11 protein-coding genes and 1 pseudogene are annotated in these 14,977 nt (G+C 67.8%); 4 read left to right on the plus strand and 8 right to left on the minus strand.

Annotated features, from left to right (window positions below; all coding sequences use genetic code 11):
* The first annotated feature begins 10 nt into the window (after positions 1–10).
* Positions 11–988, plus strand: coding sequence for a quinone oxidoreductase family protein (locus tag OG758_RS43365; protein WP_326714911.1), 978 nt, complete (start codon positions 11–13; stop codon positions 986–988).
* Between the two features lie 139 nt (positions 989–1,127).
* Here OG758_RS43365 and OG758_RS43370 read toward each other — a convergent pair whose 3' ends face one another.
* The 3 genes from OG758_RS43370 to OG758_RS43380 all read right to left on the minus strand — a co-directional run bounded on the left by OG758_RS43370 (position 1,128) and on the right by OG758_RS43380 (position 5,142).
* A complete protein-coding gene (locus OG758_RS43370; protein ID WP_326714912.1) occupies positions 1,128–2,210 on the minus strand; it encodes an acyltransferase family protein in 1,083 nt (360 codons plus the stop codon).
* 122 nt (positions 2,211–2,332) lie between these two features.
* The gene (locus OG758_RS43375) at positions 2,333–4,720 is read right to left on the minus strand and encodes a bifunctional polysaccharide deacetylase/glycosyltransferase family 2 protein (protein ID WP_326714913.1); all 2,388 of its coding nucleotides are present in this window, start codon (positions 4,718–4,720) and stop codon (positions 2,333–2,335) included.
* A gap of 8 nt (positions 4,721–4,728) precedes the next feature.
* Complete coding sequence (locus OG758_RS43380; RefSeq protein WP_326714914.1) at positions 4,729–5,142, minus strand: hypothetical protein; 414 nt, start codon at positions 5,140–5,142, stop codon at positions 4,729–4,731.
* A gap of 161 nt (positions 5,143–5,303) precedes the next feature.
* On the opposite strand from OG758_RS43380, the gene OG758_RS43385 reads away from it, so the two are divergent.
* Positions 5,304–6,341 carry a chitinase gene (locus OG758_RS43385; protein WP_326714915.1) on the plus strand — a complete coding sequence of 346 codons (1,038 nt, stop codon included), beginning with the start codon at positions 5,304–5,306 and terminating at the stop codon, positions 6,339–6,341.
* A gap of 127 nt (positions 6,342–6,468) precedes the next feature.
* Positions 6,469–7,752: a low temperature requirement protein A gene (locus OG758_RS43390; RefSeq protein WP_326714916.1), complete on the plus strand. Its 1,284-nt coding sequence runs from the start codon at positions 6,469–6,471 to the stop codon at positions 7,750–7,752.
* Positions 7,753–7,815: 63 nt separating this feature from the next.
* On the opposite strand, the gene OG758_RS43395 is transcribed toward OG758_RS43390, so the two are convergent.
* On the minus strand, positions 7,816–8,859 hold the full coding sequence (locus OG758_RS43395) for a hypothetical protein (protein WP_326714917.1): 1,044 nt from the start codon (positions 8,857–8,859) through the stop codon (positions 7,816–7,818).
* A gap of 301 nt (positions 8,860–9,160) precedes the next feature.
* On the minus strand, positions 9,161–10,273 hold the full coding sequence (locus OG758_RS43400; RefSeq protein WP_326714918.1) for an ABC transporter substrate-binding protein: 1,113 nt from the start codon (positions 10,271–10,273) through the stop codon (positions 9,161–9,163).
* Between the two features lie 240 nt (positions 10,274–10,513).
* Between OG758_RS43400 and OG758_RS43405 the strand changes: the two are divergent.
* Positions 10,514–10,615 (plus strand): annotated as a pseudogene (locus OG758_RS43405) (LysR family transcriptional regulator); the annotation flags it as partial.
* 120 nt (positions 10,616–10,735) lie between these two features.
* Here the strand turns inward: OG758_RS43405 and OG758_RS43410 are convergent.
* The 3 genes from OG758_RS43410 to OG758_RS43420 form a co-directional block, all read right to left on the minus strand.
* Complete coding sequence (locus tag OG758_RS43410; RefSeq protein ID WP_326714919.1) at positions 10,736–12,634, minus strand: multicopper oxidase family protein; 1,899 nt, start codon at positions 12,632–12,634, stop codon at positions 10,736–10,738.
* A 240-nt stretch (positions 12,635–12,874) separates the two neighbouring features.
* The gene (locus tag OG758_RS43415) at positions 12,875–13,648 is read right to left on the minus strand and encodes an alpha/beta fold hydrolase (RefSeq protein ID WP_326714920.1); all 774 of its coding nucleotides are present in this window, start codon (positions 13,646–13,648) and stop codon (positions 12,875–12,877) included.
* Positions 13,649–14,974: an MFS transporter gene (locus tag OG758_RS43420; RefSeq protein ID WP_326714921.1), complete on the minus strand. Its 1,326-nt coding sequence runs from the start codon at positions 14,972–14,974 to the stop codon at positions 13,649–13,651.
* Positions 14,975–14,977 lie beyond the last annotated feature (3 nt).

Consider the following 14,977-nt stretch of genomic DNA (forward strand, 5'->3'; position numbering starts at 1 on the left):
AGGTTCACTTATGCGCGCGGTCGAGTTCCAGGAGTACGGCGGCCCCGAAGTGCTGCGACTCGTACAGGCCGGTGAACCCGAGCCGGGGCCGGGCCAGGTGAGCATCGACGCCGCGTGGGCGGGGGTGAACTTCGCGGACATCAAGGCGCGCGCGGAGGGGTACCGGGTGGCCTCGCTGCCCTACCGCCCCGGCCTGGAAGTGTCCGGCCGGGTCCGGGCGGTCGGCGAGGGCGTCGAAGGGCTGACCATCGGGCAGGAGGTCGCCGCGCTCGTCGACGGGGGTGGCTACGCCGAGGTCGTGCTCGCCGAGGCCGCGGCCGTCTTCCCGCTGCCCGGCGGGCTGGACCTGCGTACCGCGGCCACGCTGCCCACGGTGCTGCCGACCGCGTACGGCCTGATCCACGAGGTGGGGCGTCTTCGGGCGGGAGAGAGTGTCCTGGTGCACAGCGCGGCGGGAGGCATCGGCACGGTGGCCGGGCAACTGGCCCGGGCGGCCGGCGCCGGCGCGGTGTACGGCGTGGCGTCCACCGGTGCCAAGGCCGAGTACGCCCTCCAGCACGGCTACGACCAGGTCTTTCCGACCGAGACCTTCGACGAGGACGTCCGAAGTGCCACCGGTGGCAGGGGCGTCGACCTGATCCTCGACCCGGTGGGCGGCGACACGCTGCGCCGCGGTCTCGACGCTCTGGCGGTCTTTGGGCGCCTGGTGTCCTTCGGCAATGCCGGCGGGCAGCAGCCGTGGCAGGTAGGGCAGCCCGATCTGTACGCGCAGGGCCGCACTGTCGCAGGCTTCTCCATTCTGGCGCTCGCGCAGACCGCCCCCCAGGTGGTGCGCACGCTGACCGAGCGCGCCTTGCGCACGGTCGCCGACGGCACGGTGAAGCTCCCCGTCACGGCGGAGTTCCCGCTCGCGGACGCCGTCGGCGCTCACCGACTCGTCGGCTCACGTACGTCAACGGGCAAGCTGCTGCTGCGCATCGGCGACTGACCGACAGCAACGGCGCAGCACCGGCCTGCGGTTCATTCAGCCGGTCACCCGTACCGCAACAGGCCCCCGGGCGGCATGGCGCCCGGGGGCCGGAACCACGAACCGAGGATTCAGGGCTTCGTGGAGGCAGGCCTGCCCCTCACGGCAGCAGCCGAGGCCGTCGCTTCGCCGCGACGTCCTCCATCCACCCCACCAGCGGGATCGCCAGGGCGATCAGCACCCAGCCGACACCGAACATGAACCACTGGCTCTCCAGCGGCAGGTACTGCGCGAACGCGGGCACGTTCCAGAACTGGTCGATCAGCGGCACCGCGAGGATCAGTGCGATCTCGTGCCAGAGATAGATCGTCATCGCCCGCGCGTTGAAGACCGACACGATCCGGTCGAGCCGTTCGAAGCGGGCCAGCCACGCGAAGTCGACCTTGAAGAACGCCTTCGAGTACATCAGCAGTGTCACGAACCCGGCCGACCAGAAGGCCTGCGCCAGCGGGATGTCGTCCAGGTCGTAACTCCCGTACTCCGCCTGGTGGGTGAGGGCGAACCAGGCGCCGTAGGCCAGGGCCGCGAGAGACAGTACGACGACGGGTCCCGGACGCAGCCGGGCCAGGACGCCCTCACGGTGCGCGATGCCGACGAGCCAGCAGAACAGGAACGTGGCGAAGTCGAGGAGACAGCTGCCGAACCGGTTGTCCGGCGCCTGCCACACGAACTGGAGCACCACGATCGGCGCGAGGGACGCGAGAAGCACCGCCAGTGGCGCCAGCCGGAACACCTTCAGGAGCAGCGGCGACAGGAGCACGAACCACAGGTAGGCCCGCAGGTACCAGAGGATCTCCCAGGCCTGCATGCCCCAGCTGTTACCCGGCGGGTCGCCGAGGGGGACCAGCCAGTACACGAGCTGCCACCCCGGCATCCAGCCGTGGAGCAGCATCGCGAGGACGACGAACATTCCCCAGAGCCAGAAGGGCGGCAGCAGCCGCCGTATCCGGCTTTTGATCACCGAAACGGCGGGTCTTTCAAGGGACTTGGCCATCAGCGACCCGGCGAGCGCGAACATGACGCCCATGGAGGGGAAGACGAGGCCCGCCCACATCCAGCCGAACGTGTGGTAGGCCACGACGCGAACAAGTGCGAGGGCACGAAGCGTGTCGAAGTACCGGTCGCGGCCGCCTGTCCGGGCTGGCGGCGCCTCGGGCGCGAGCTCTCGGTCCGGCCCGATCACCCGGAGGGGTGTGGTGTCCTGATCCAGGGCTTGCGTACTTGGCGTACCTGCCGTACCCGGCGTACCTGGCGTTCCGCGCGTTCGCCGAGCGGCTCGGTGACGGTTCCCCTGTGCCTCCGCGGTCACCGCCCCACCCCCGTCGGCGTCCCGACCTCGCCGGTGCGCTTGAGCTTCTGCCAGCGCAGCCGGCCGCCCGTGAGGGCGGTGATGGAGGAGTGGATGAGGACCAGGTACATCATCTGGCGGTACGCGATCTGCTGGAGCGGGAGCATCCACAGGTAGCGGTACCTCTCTCCGTCGAGGCGGAACGCGTAAGCGGCGCACACGAGTTGGATTCCGAGCACGGCCAGCCACGCGAGCAGGGACGCCTTGAAGTCCACGAAGATCATCGAGTAGACGGTGAAGAGGTCGATCAACGGTGCGAAGACCGGCGTGACGATCTGGAAGAGCACCACGAGCGGCATGCCCACTCGCCCGAAGCGGCCCGAAGACCCCTTGTCCACCAGGGACTTGCGGTGCTTCCACAGTGCCTGCATGGTGCCGTACGACCAGCGGTAGCGCTGGCTCCACAGCTGCTTGAGCGAGGCCGGCGCCTCCGTCCAGGCCCGCGCATGCTCCTGGTACACCACGCGCCATCCGGCGCGGTGCATCGCGACGGTGATGTCGGTGTCCTCGGCGAGGGTGTCCTCGCTCATGCCGCCGACCTCGAGGACGGCCTGGCGCCGGAACGCTCCGATCGCTCCGGGGATGGTGGGCATACAGCGGAGCAGGTCGTACATGCGGCGATCCAGGTTGAAGCCCATCACGTACTCGATGTGCTGCCAGGCACCGATGACCGTGTTGCGGTTGCCGACCTTGGCATTGCCCGCGACCGCACCGATCTCCGAGGCGGCGAAGGGCTGCACCAGCTGCCGGACCGTGTCCGGCTCGAAGACCGTGTCGCCGTCCATCATCACGACGATGTCGTAACTGGCGTTCCGTACACCGTTGTTGAGTGCCGCCGGCTTGCCCGCGTTCTCCTGACGGATCACCCGCACGTTGGGCAGGCCGAGGGATTCGGCGATCTCCTTCGTGCCGTCCGTGGAGCCGTCGTCCACGACGATGATCTCGATGGGATGCGTGCTCTGTGCGAGAGAGTTGAGGGTGTTGGCGATGCACTCCTTCTCGTTGTACGCGGGCACGATCACGCTCACCGGCCCGGTCACGGGCGGCCCCCAGCTGAAGCGGCGCTTGTTGCGCTGCCTGTAGTGGCGCCGCGCGAGGACCAGCATCATCGCGAATCGCGCCATGACCGCGACTCCGACGACCGCGAGGAATACGGCCAGCGTCGGCACGGTCCACTCGGCGATCGCGACCGCCACGATGAGCGCCTTGCCTTCGTAGAGAGTGGTGCCGGTGGCTTTGGAGTGGGCGGCCTGGTCGACGTTCTGAGCGCCGCCGCCCGGAGCGTTCGTTCCGGAGGAAGGAGGGGTCCCCTGCGGGGCTGCCGCGCCACCCGGCACCTGACCGGACCTCTGAGCCCCACCGGGCCGAGTGCCCGCGTCCTGTGTCCTGCCGGCCTGTGCGCCGCTGCCCTGTGCGGAGCCGTTCTGCGCGGATCCGTTCTGCGCGGAGCCTCCCCGCGCCGAGGACTTGGCCATGGCGCCGCTGACCGTCGTGAAGGTGTAGCCCTTCGCCTTCATCTTCTTGATGTACTTCGGCAGCGCCTTGAGCGTCTGGTCACGGTTGCCGCCGGCGTCGTGGAAGAGCACCGACGCGCCCTTGTTCTTCTTCGGCGTCGCCCACTGGACGATCTTCGAGACGCCCGGCTTCTTCCAGTCGTCGCTGTCGGTGTCGACGAAGACGCTGGTGTAGCCCATGGCGCCGAGCCTCTTGTAGACCGGCCAGCTGTAGTTGTCGATCGCGGATGCCTCGGACGAGTAGGGCGCGCGCACCAGCTTCGTGGTGATGCCGGCCGCTCCCGCCAGGGCCAGCTGGGTCTGTGTGAGTTCACGCTTGACCCGGGCGTCACTCTGGTAGGAGAGGTCGACGTGGGTGAAGGTGTGCAGGCCGACCTCGTTCCCCTGGCCGACCATGTCCTTCACGATGCCGGGGTGCCGGGCGATCATGGAACCCACGAGGAAGAACGTGCCGTGCACATCGTTGTCCGCGAGGAGCTTGAGGACCTTCTCGGTGTACGTGGCGTCGGGACCGTCGTCGAAGGTGAGCACGATGGTCTTCTTCGGAACGGACTGCGTCCGCATGGAACCATTCGTCGACGTCAGGATCGGTCCGCCGTCGAGGATGCGCTGCGGCACCTTGTCGTAGGCCGCGTCGGTGCGGACGCGGTGGTCGCCCAGTACCTCGGCCCGCAGATATCCGTCGAGCAGCATCACGCTGACGAGTCCCAGGACGAGAACGAGCGCGAGGACGACGCGTGGCCGTTGCAGAGCTGCGGCCCGGCGCCCGGCGCGTTCGAAGCGGGAGGGAGCGGCGCGGCGACGGCGCCGCGCGGAGGTGTTGCGAGTCATGTCTTCCCTTACTGCGCGTCAGTGGCGTCGGCGGTGGTTGACGCAGAGGGGGCGGGCAGCGAAGGGCTGGGCGAGAGGGAAGGACGGGTGGCCGGAGGCGTTCCCTGCTGCTGACCGGCGCCGCCAAGGGGGCCGTACCCGGCGTCGACCGGACCACGACCGGTGCCGGCGCCGCCACCTCCACCGCCGAAGGGCAGCAGGTCGGTCGTGCTCACGGACACGCCCCACCCCATGAACGACAGGCCGAGGACGACCGCGTAGCCCAGACAGGCGACGACCACGGCAAGGCCGAACCTGCGCAGCAGCTTGGCCCGCCGCCCGGAGCTGTCGACGAAGACGGGGCCCGCGTCGGCCCCTTTTCCACGCTTGCGGTGGCTTCCGCGCCCACTGGCACGGTTTTCGACGGAGGAATCGAAATGCATTCTCGGGACGCTAAGGGATCTTCTTGTGGCAACTCACAGTCATTCCTGTGCGCACCCTGAGAAGGCCCTCAGTTCGCTGTGATTCGCCTGATGACACCTGGATCACAGGCTTCCGTGTTTCAGTTCCGGGACAGGACCGACAAGAAATGGGTGCATGCGCGATGAGGAATCTTCTGGGGAGGCCGGCCGCCGCGATCGTGTCGCTGGTGGCGGCAGCGACCTGCGCGGGGTGCTCATCGGGGAGCCCGGGATCGGGCTCTGATGCGGCGGACGCGTCACCGCACGGAGCACCGTCGCCGGCCGCGACGGCACCCTCGTCATCCAGTCCGTTCGCCCCTTACGTCAGCGCCACGGACGCTTCGGACCTGGACGCGGCCGGGTCCCCCTCCACGTACAACCTCGCCTTCACCATCGCGGACGGCAGCTCCTGCAAGCCCACGTGGAACGGCACGCACGCCATCGGCGACGCGACGGTGAAGAAGCGGATCTCGGCACTCGAGGCGTCCGGCGCGACCGTGCGCGTCTCCTTCGGCGGGGCGTCCGGCAAGGAACTGGCCGAGACGTGCGGCAGTGCGTCCGCTCTGGCCGCCGCCTACGCAGCCACGCTCGACGCCGCCGGCGCCACCCAGGCCGACTTCGACATCGAAGGAGATGCGCTCAAGGACTCCGACTCGGTGACCCTGCGCTCGAAGGCGATCGCCCTGTTGCAGGAGAAGCGCACCGATCTCACGGTGTCCTTCACTCTTCCCGTGATGCCCTCGGGCCTGGACGCGGACAGCGTGGCGCTCCTGGAGTCGGCCAACGACCAAGGCGTGAAGGTGTCCAGCGTCAACATCATGACGATGAACTACGGCACGTCCTACGCCGGCGACATGGGCGATTACGCCATCACGTCGGCCAAGGCGGCCCATGCCCAACTCGCGGACGTTTTCGGGCTGTCGGACAGGAATGCCTGGCGCGGACTCGCCGTGACGCCGATGCTCGGCACGAATGACGTCGACAACGAGACGTTCACGCTTTCCGACGCCTCCCAACTGCGTGCCTTCGCGGAGAAGAACGGCCTTGCGTGGGTCTCCATGTGGTCCACGTTCCGCGACCGGCAGTGCTCCTCCGCGGACACTTCGGCCGACGACGCGCTCAGTAACTGCAGTGGTGTGCGGCAGAGTTCGGGAGCCTTCGGAAAGGCTCTGTCCGGCTGAGGTGACGTTTCGGAGCAACAGCAACAGCAACAGCAACAGCAAGCGACCGTTATCGTGATCGACGCACCTCACGCGCCGGTCCCGCATCATTCAGCTCGACGCGCACCCATGCGGCATCATGCTCAGCATGAGCGACCCCCACCACACCCACGGTGCCGACGGCAACCTGGCGCACAGTCGGGTGCCGATGACCGGCCGCGATCCGGAAGAACCCGGTCGGGTCTCTTCACCGCTGGAGCTGCTGTTCGACCTGACGTTTGTGGTCGCGGTGGGAACCGCCGCCTCCCAGTTCGCCGACATGGTCGCCGAGGGGCATCCCGGACAGGCCGTCACCGCGTTCGTGCTGGCGATGTTCTCGATCAGTGTCGCGTGGATCAGCTTCAGCTGGTTCGCGTCGGCGTTCGCCACGGATGACTGGCTCTACCGGGCTCTGACGATGCTGCAGATGATCGGCGTCGTCGTGTTCTCGCTCGGCCTGCCCGCGATGTTCCACTCGGTCGACGAGGGCGACCACCTCGAACTGAGTGCGATAGTGCTCGGGTATGTGGTGATGCGGATCGCGATGGTGCTGCAGTGGTGGCGCGCCGCGCGGGAGTCCCCCCAATTCCGGGACGTCGGAATGGCGAACATCCGCTGGACGGTGATCGCCCAGGCCGGTTGGGTCGCGATCGCGTTCGCGCATCTGCCACTCACCGCGGTGTTCGTCGCCTTCATCCTGCTCGGCGCGCTCGAACTGACGCTGCCGGTCCTCACCCAGGGCAGCGCGGGCGGCACCCCCTGGCACCCTCACCATGTCGCCGAGCGGTACGGCCTGTTCGCCATCATCGTTCTCGGGGAGGGCGTCGTCGGGACCGTCGCGTCCTCGGGTGACCTTCTCGGCGGTGCGGACGGGACCCAATGGAGCGGCAACGCGATCGCCGTGGTCGTCGCCGGCGTCGGACTGACCTTCGGCATGTGGTGGGTGTACTTCTCCACTCCCTTCGGTGACATCCTGGTGCACCGCCGCAGCCGCGGTTACCTCTTCGGCTACGGGCACATCCCGCTCTTCATCGGAGTGGCCGGCGCCGGAGCCGGTCTGCACGTGGCCGGCCTGCACCTGGAGCACCACTCGGAGATCAGTGATGTCGCCGTCGTGCTGGCCCTGGCCATCCCGGTCGGCCTGTACCTGCTGATGGTGTATCTCCTGCACACGCTGTTGCTGTCCGCGGCCGACTCCTTCCACATACTGCTGATCTCGATCACGCTGGCGGTGCTGCTCGCGGCGGTGCTCCTGTCCGCGGCGGGCGTCGCCACCGCGGCCTGCCTCCTCATCGTGATGCTGGCCCCGTTCGTCACCGTGCTCGGCTACGAGACGATCGGCCACCGCCACCAGCGACGGATGCTGGAAGGGCTGGGCACGCAGAACCCCTGACAACCCCGTCGGAAGTAGGGGAGATGGGCATGGACCAAAGGATGCGGAACCCGTTCGACCCGTTCAGTCCCTGGGGTGCGGGTCGTACTGGACGATGGCGCCGCGGCTGAAGTTCGCGTCGCCGTGTGCCTCCACATTCACGGAGCCGACGCCCCAGACGCGGTCGGTGCCGGGGATGGCTGTGATCTCCAGCAGCCGTAGCTTCTGCTTGCGGTCGGCGGCGGTGGCTTTGCCGCTTCGGCCCGCGGCGGCCGGCGGGGAGCCGATCGTACGAGGCCTGCCGTGCAGGGAGCGGTAGTGAACCGAACTGAGCAGCATGCTGCTGCCGGCGTTGTCCCCTTCCATTCCGTCGGCCGTGACGACGCCGTCACCGGCGGGAATCCCGCAACGGCGGCAGGCATCGGGCGACGTCTTGCTCCAACTGGTGCCGTTCCAGTGGAACGCGAAGGGGGCGATGTAGACGGCATCCCCGTTGTCGTCCTCGCCGACGAGGCGGCTGATTGCCCAGACGTCGTCCCCGGCCGGCGCGTAGAGCGCCATGGGACTTGCACCCATCGAGTTCGATCTATGGGCGGAAGGGGGTTCGACGGTGGGGACCTGTTCCCGTTTCCAGGTCTCTCCGTCCCAGTGGAGCACCACGGGGGCGCCATAGGTGAGGCCGTCCTCCTCGCCTGTCGTCCGCCCGGACGCCCACACGTCGTCTCCGGCCACTCCCGCGAGTTGCACCGCACGGGCAGGCAGTGGTACCGAAGTCCAGCGGGAGCCGTCCCAGTGCCAGGCGGTAGTGCTTTCGCCCACGGCCCAGACGTCCGCCGGGCCGAGGACCGCGACATCGCTGACGCCGCCTGGGGCAGGTGTCTGCTGCCACCGCGTCCCGTCGAAGTGCGCGGCGTACATGCCGGTGTTGGGGCCGCTGCGAAACAGCCACACGTCGCGCGGTGAGGATGCCTCGAGGCGGTACCCAGCGATGGGGGCCGCCTCCATCCCGGGCGGTAGCGTCTGCGGACGCCAGGAGGAGCCGTCATAGCGCAACAGGGTCACTTGCTGTTTGTCGACGTTACCCACGACCGGCGTCAGGGCGACTGCCCAGGCGTCGTGCGCGGACACGGCGGCGACATTGACGACGGACGAGGAGAGATCCTTGGCCAGATGAGCGTAAGTCCAGGCAAGGGGATGCCCGCTGGGAGCCGCGGCGGGCTCACCGGCTCCGCTTCCGCCTCCGCAACCGGCCACCGCAAGTGCCATCACCAGCGCCGGAGTTGCCGCACGCCACCGCCACATCCCGATTCACCTCCCGCCCCGTGACCGGGACCCTACATGCCTGGCGTGGCACCCCGGGAGGCAGCGCTCGACAGTGAACGGGTTGATTGGCAGGTGACCGCGTCACGCGGCGGACCTCCGTGCTCACTCAGCCGGTGTGGAGGATCCGGAAGCGACCGGGTTCCGCCGGATCCCGGTCAACGACCTGCACCGGCGTCCAAGCCCATTGCCAGACGCTGATGCCTGGCGTGCGGGAGAACTGGATCTGCCCGCGGGTGCCTTCGACTGCAACCCGCGGCCAGGACTCGGCGATGCGCGCACGGTCCGCGGCGTGAGAGCGCAGCACATCGGCGAGGACAGTGACCGTGTCGTAGCCCTCGAAGGCGACGAAGGAGGGCGCTTCGCCCAGCCGCTCACGCAGTGCCGTCGCGACTCGTGCACCGAGTGGGCCGAGGCGCTCGGGCAGGTAGCGCAGGAACGGGATCGCGGCGCCGTCGTCGCCCAGCAACCTCGCCCATTCGGTGAACTCCGGTTGCCCGGCAGGAGCACCGATCAAGACCTCGGCGAGGCGCTGGTCGTGGCGGACGGACTTGACGATCGACACCGCCGGCTCCGGGTGGCCGGTCAGAAGAAGGAGGGCTGTCGCGCGATTCTCGACGAGCTGGTCGCACACGGACGCGGGGTCCAGCTCGCCCATGTCGAGTTCGATGACTGTGCCACCGCGTGCAGCGAGGCAGTCCCGCAGAATGCCGGTCCCGGATGCCCAGTAGACACTCGGCTGCGCCGCTACGGCGATTCGATTGTGGCCCGCGCCGAGGAGGAAGTCCGCGTACAGCTGCCAGCCGTGGGACTGCGCCGGGGCGAGACGCGCGACCCACTCCGTCGGCTGGTCGGTGAGCGCGTCGAGCACCGCTGACGAGCAGAGGAACGGCAGGCCGAGGGAGTCGGCCCTGGCAGCAGCGGCGCGGGCGACGACGCTGTGATACTCGCCCGCCAGCGCGGCCACGCCCATGCGAGCCAGTTCATCGACGGCCGCCGCGGCCCTCTGGGGATCAGCTGCGGTGTCCCGGACCACCAGCTCGAGTGGCTGTCCGCCGATCCCGCCGGCGTCATTGACTTCGTGAACGGCCAACTCGAGTCCAGCGAGCAAGTGCCGGCCTGCCTCGACCCAACCGGGCCGAGTCAGCGGAACGAGGGCGCCGATCCGGACGGATGATCCGGCGGTCCGCTTCGTGGCAGGTGGCGATGGTGGCGTATGCATGTGCTGGCGTCTCCTGAGTACGATGCGGTGGCACTTTGTCCGGATCGTCGGATCGCAGAGTGATCACCAGTGGCGCCGAGAGTAGCCGAGCGGCGAGTGACCACCCTCGGCGCCCCGTTTGCGTACGGACCGACCCCCAACTCCCCCCGGGGAATCGCCGTCAGCGGGACTGAGTTGCCGACTGTCACAACGATGGCAAAGGGTGGACCGTGGTCCACCGCAGGGAGGGGACGGGAGTCGATGAGTCTTCGTCAGTACGAGTACGCCCTGGCCATTGCCCAGGCGGGCTCGGTGACGGCGGCGGCGGAGCTGCTGCACGTCGCTCAACCGTCGGTGTCCCAGTAGATCCGTGGCCTGGAGCGGGAACTCGGCGTGGAACTTTTTGCCACTGACAGCCGCGACCTCCAACGACGGTTCGCCGCCCCTGAGGTAGGGGCGGCGAACTGTCGCTCGTTCGATCCGTCAGTGGTGCTCGCCGAAGCCGCCGGCGTGGTCACCACCGCTGTGGTGGTCGTCGCCGACGATCGTCCACGGTCGCATCAGGTCGTCGTCTTCGTGTTCGAGGATGTGGCAGTGCTGGACGTATGTCGCCGGCAGCTCGGTACCGCTTCCCGGGAGCCCCGCGATCTTTTCCGTCGGCGGGTCGAATTCATTGATGACGATTCTGGTCACCGTCTCCGGATAGGACTTGACCGTGTCCTTGCGGGACAGTGCTTCATCCGGGTCCGGCGGAATAGGGGGACCGGTGAGATAGTTCGCCAACACCGGCCTGTCCTCCGGTTTGCGGCCACTGTCAATCCACTTTTCGTACTGATCCTGGTAGCCGGCCGCGTCGATCGGCTGCCTGTTCAACACCTGGAAGTTGACGAGGTGGACATGCATCGGGTGGGCGTCGTGGTTGGGATTGATGTACTCCCAGATCTCGGTCGAGCCGGCCTTGATGAAGTCCTCGGACGGTTCCATGAATGGCACCGCGTTGAACGTCATGGTGGTGAAGAGCTTGTGCTGGTACAGAACCCATTCCCGCCGGCGGGTGCGCGCCGTCACCTTGATGGGGGCGGTCGTCGGCAGTTCGAGCTTCTTGGGCGGCGTTGACCTGTCTCCGCCTCCGGACGGTCGTTTGGTGACGTGGAATTCCATGATTTCCGAGATTTCCGGTCCGCCGCCGCCGGGGTAGTGCACGGGCGCGTTGTAGTTCGTCAGCTTGATCTTCGTGCCGATGGGCATATGGGTGAAGTCGACGATCAGGTCGTACCGTTCGGCCGGCGAGATCAGGAAGTTCAGCATCTGCAACGGGGAGCGGAGGCCGCCGTCGGTGCCGATCAGCCAGAACGGAAGGATGGGCTGAGGCAGTACGTCCTCGGGAACTTCGAACCTCAGCCGCCAGAACCGTTCGTTCGAAGCGTTGAGAACACGCAGCCGGTAGCGTCGCTGCTCGACCTCAAGGTAGGGGTACGCCTTCCCGTTGACGATCGGGGTGTCCTCGCCTTCCCGCAAGGTCATGGTGTAGGCGAGCGAGCCGTCCGGGTGGAAGGTCCGGTCCTGCAGGATGAGGGGGACCTCGAATTCGCCTCGCGGCAGTCCGAGCCGATCGTCGGCGGGGTCACCGACGCGGTAGAGACCGGCGAGGCCCGCGTAGACGTTGACGCTGGTCATTCCCATGCCGTGGTCGTGATACCAGAGCATGCACGAACGGTCGTGGTTGGTGTAGGCGCAGATCGACTCGTTGGGTTTGACCCGGCTCGGGTACAGGCCGCTGTAGGGCTCGGCGCGGATGCCGTCCGGGCTGAACGACTGCAGCGGCATGCCGTCGGACTGTGGTGCCGTGAAACCGCCGTGCTGGTGTACGACGTTCCACACGTTGACATTCGCGGGAAACGGCTGGATGGGCTTGTAGGGAGGCGGAGGCGTCGGGGTGAGCTGAGGGTCTCCATTGCGAATTTTGTCGATCACGAACTGGAACAGATGGGTGGTCGGCAGTTCGTTGCGGTACTTGACGACCGTCGGGTGGTCCCTGGTCACGCTGAGGGTCGGCCCCAGGTAGCCCATGCCGATCGGCTTGCGGGGGTCGTGCGGGTTCGCGGCCCAGTAGCCCCACACCTTGGCCGACCCGAGCTCCTGGTGGAATTTCCACGTGCCCGGCCGCATCGTGATGTCGTAGTAGTCGGCGCCCGGATAGACGGAGGGATCCGAGATGGCTGTTCTCGGGATGGGCAGCGGGTCAACGTACTTCGTCAGCTTGGGGGTGTGCGGAATCGGCGTGTTCGCAGACGCTGACCCATGACCGTGACCGTCGGATGCATACGCCTGTCCTCCCGCAACCCGTGGGAGCATGGCCGCACCGCCCATGGCACCGGCCATGAGGAATCTCCGTCGCCCAACCATCGTCTTCAGCCTTTCGTCGCCGCGCGTGACGTTGAAGAGATACAGGGCTGGTCAGAGCCGTGGATGCAGCACGCCGGTCCGGTTCGGGAAAGGCACTCATTGAGCCGATCTCAGTAGTAATTCGGAAGATATCGGTATCGGAATCGAATTATTGCCACCAATCCGGAAGCGCGTTTCTCCGCTTTTCTGCGCGCGAATAGCCCCTGTTGTGCACATTCAACACTGCGGCCCTTTCGGGGCGCGGAGGTGAGTGCTGAGCGCCGCGCCGACAGCCTCGGGCTGCTCCACCGCGAGATGCCCGATGGCGCATGCCTTCAAGGTGGCATCGGCGATCCCGTCCGCGAGTTCCCGGGCGTGATCGAGAGGGGTGGCGATGTCGAGGGAGCCGCCGACGACGAGAGTGGGAGCGGTGATGCGGGCCAGATCGGGTCGCAGGTCGTAGGTGGCGAGTGCGTCGCAGCAGGCCGCGTAGCCGACCGGATCGGTTTCGGCGAGGTCCCGCAACAGAGCGCGTCCCAGCAGGGTTTCGGCGGTCCCCGGATCGCCGAACCAGCGGCCCGGGCTGGTCTCAACCACCGGCCCGACCCCCTCGCGCCGTACGAGGGCGGCACGCTCCCGCCAAGGCCCCGGTGGCCCGAAGCGGGCGGAGGAGCAGACCAGCCCCAGCGAGGCGACACGTTCCGGGTGGTGGACCGCGAGATGGGCCCCGACCGCGCCGCCCAGCGAGACACCGGCGTACGCGAACGGCTCCCAACCTTGTGTGTCCGCGAGCCGCAACACCTGTGCCGCCAACGCGGCGACGCTCGACGTGCCGTCGTGCGGAAGGAGGTCCGCACGCGAACCCCCGTGCCCCGGAAGGTCCCAGCGCAAGACGCGGTGGGTCCGCGCGAGAGTGGCCAGCTGGGGACTCCACACGTGCCCGCGCGGCGGGTGGACTGATCGCCAGGGACGGAGGGCACATGACTGGGAGTGGCTGTCGAAAGCGGGCACTCAGCGGATGCCGCGAATCCGGTATCCGCCCACCAGCGCGGCGATGCTCACGGCTGCGACAGCCAGCAGGTAATAGCTCGGCGAGATCTGCGAGCCGGTGGCTGTGACCAGTGCAGCGGCGATCGTGGGGGCGAACCCGCCGAAGATGGCGACCGTCGTGTTGTAACTGAACGCCAGCCCGGTCGCGCGGGCCTCTGCCGGGAACGCGTCGGACATCACCGACGGCAGCGCGCCGAAGTACGTGGCCTTGAGCACGCCCAGGACCGTCATGCACAGTGCGAGAGTGAGGAAGGACGGTGATGTGGTCAGCCAGAGGAACAGCGGGACGGCGCACACCCCGATCGACACCGCGGCCGGGATCATGATCTTCAATCGGCCGAACCGGTCCGCGAGCAGGCCCACGACCGGGGTGCCGAGGGTCAGGATGACACCGGTGATGAGCAGCGCGGCGAACGACAGTGAGTCGTCCACCCCGAGGTCCTTGATGGCGAAGGTGGGCATGTACTGCAGGAGGAAGTTGAGTGCGGTCGAGACCACCATGGCTCCGCCCGCGATCAGCAGCCCGCCCCAGTGGTCCCGGAACACCGACCGGACCGGTGAGGACTTCTCGTCGCGGTTCTCCGACGCGCTCGCCCGAGTCGTAGCCGGCGGCTCTTCGGCGTAGCGGCGGATGAGGTAGCCGGCCGGGCCGACCAGGAGGCCGAACACGAACGGCACCCGCCAGCCCCAAGAGGTCATCTGCTCCTCGGACAGCGTCGCTGTCAGCCCCGTGGCGAACCCGGAGGCCATCAGCGTCGCGAGCCCCTGGCTGGCGAACTGGAAACTGCCGAGGAAGCTCTTGCGCTTGTCGTTCTGCTCGACCAGGAACGAGGTGGCGGCGCCGAACTCGCCGCCGGCTCCGAAGCCCTGGATGAGTCGCGCGATCACGACACCCACGGGCGCGACGAAGCCGAGCGTCGAGTAGCCCGGCATGAAAGCGATCATGAAGGTGCCGAGGACCATCAGCCAGATCGTCAGCATCAGGGCCTTCTTGCGCCCGTGCCGGTCGGCGTACGAGCCGATCAGCAGCCCGCTGAGGGGCCGGATCAGATACGTCACGCCGAACACCGCGTACGCCTCGACTAGTTGGACGCCTGGATTGTCGGCGGGGAAGAACGTCCGGCCGATGTAGACCGCCATCAGGGCGTAGACCGCGAGGTCGAACCATTCGAGTGCGTTGCCTATGGTCGCCGCCGCGACCGCTCGCTTGGTGGATACCCGTCTCGGGGGTGGGGGTGCGTCGGTCGAGTTCCCTTGCGGGGTGTGCTGACGTGAGATGGCCGTCATCGC

The organism is Streptomyces sp. NBC_01474 (genome assembly GCF_035918215.1).
Lineage (GTDB): Bacteria > Actinomycetota > Actinomycetes > Streptomycetales > Streptomycetaceae > Streptomyces > Streptomyces aureus.

What these genes read in the sequence shown, in the direction of transcription:
- OG758_RS43400 (WP_326714918.1), bottom strand. Translation starts at nt 10,273, where the DNA reads ATGCATACGCCACCATCGCCACCTGCCACGAAGCGGACCGCCGGATCA.
- OG758_RS43420 (WP_326714921.1), bottom strand. Translation starts at nt 14,974, where the DNA reads ATGACGGCCATCTCACGTCAGCACACCCCGCAAGGGAACTCGACCGAC.
- OG758_RS43390 (WP_326714916.1), top strand. Translation starts at nt 6,469, where the DNA reads ATGAGCGACCCCCACCACACCCACGGTGCCGACGGCAACCTGGCGCAC.
- OG758_RS43375 (WP_326714913.1), bottom strand. Translation starts at nt 4,720, where the DNA reads ATGACTCGCAACACCTCCGCGCGGCGCCGTCGCCGCGCCGCTCCCTCC.
- OG758_RS43365 (WP_326714911.1), top strand. Translation starts at nt 11, where the DNA reads ATGCGCGCGGTCGAGTTCCAGGAGTACGGCGGCCCCGAAGTGCTGCGA.
- OG758_RS43410 (WP_326714919.1), bottom strand. Translation starts at nt 12,634, where the DNA reads ATGGCCGGTGCCATGGGCGGTGCGGCCATGCTCCCACGGGTTGCGGGA.
- OG758_RS43385 (WP_326714915.1), top strand. Translation starts at nt 5,304, where the DNA reads ATGAGGAATCTTCTGGGGAGGCCGGCCGCCGCGATCGTGTCGCTGGTG.
- OG758_RS43380 (WP_326714914.1), bottom strand. Translation starts at nt 5,142, where the DNA reads ATGCATTTCGATTCCTCCGTCGAAAACCGTGCCAGTGGGCGCGGAAGC.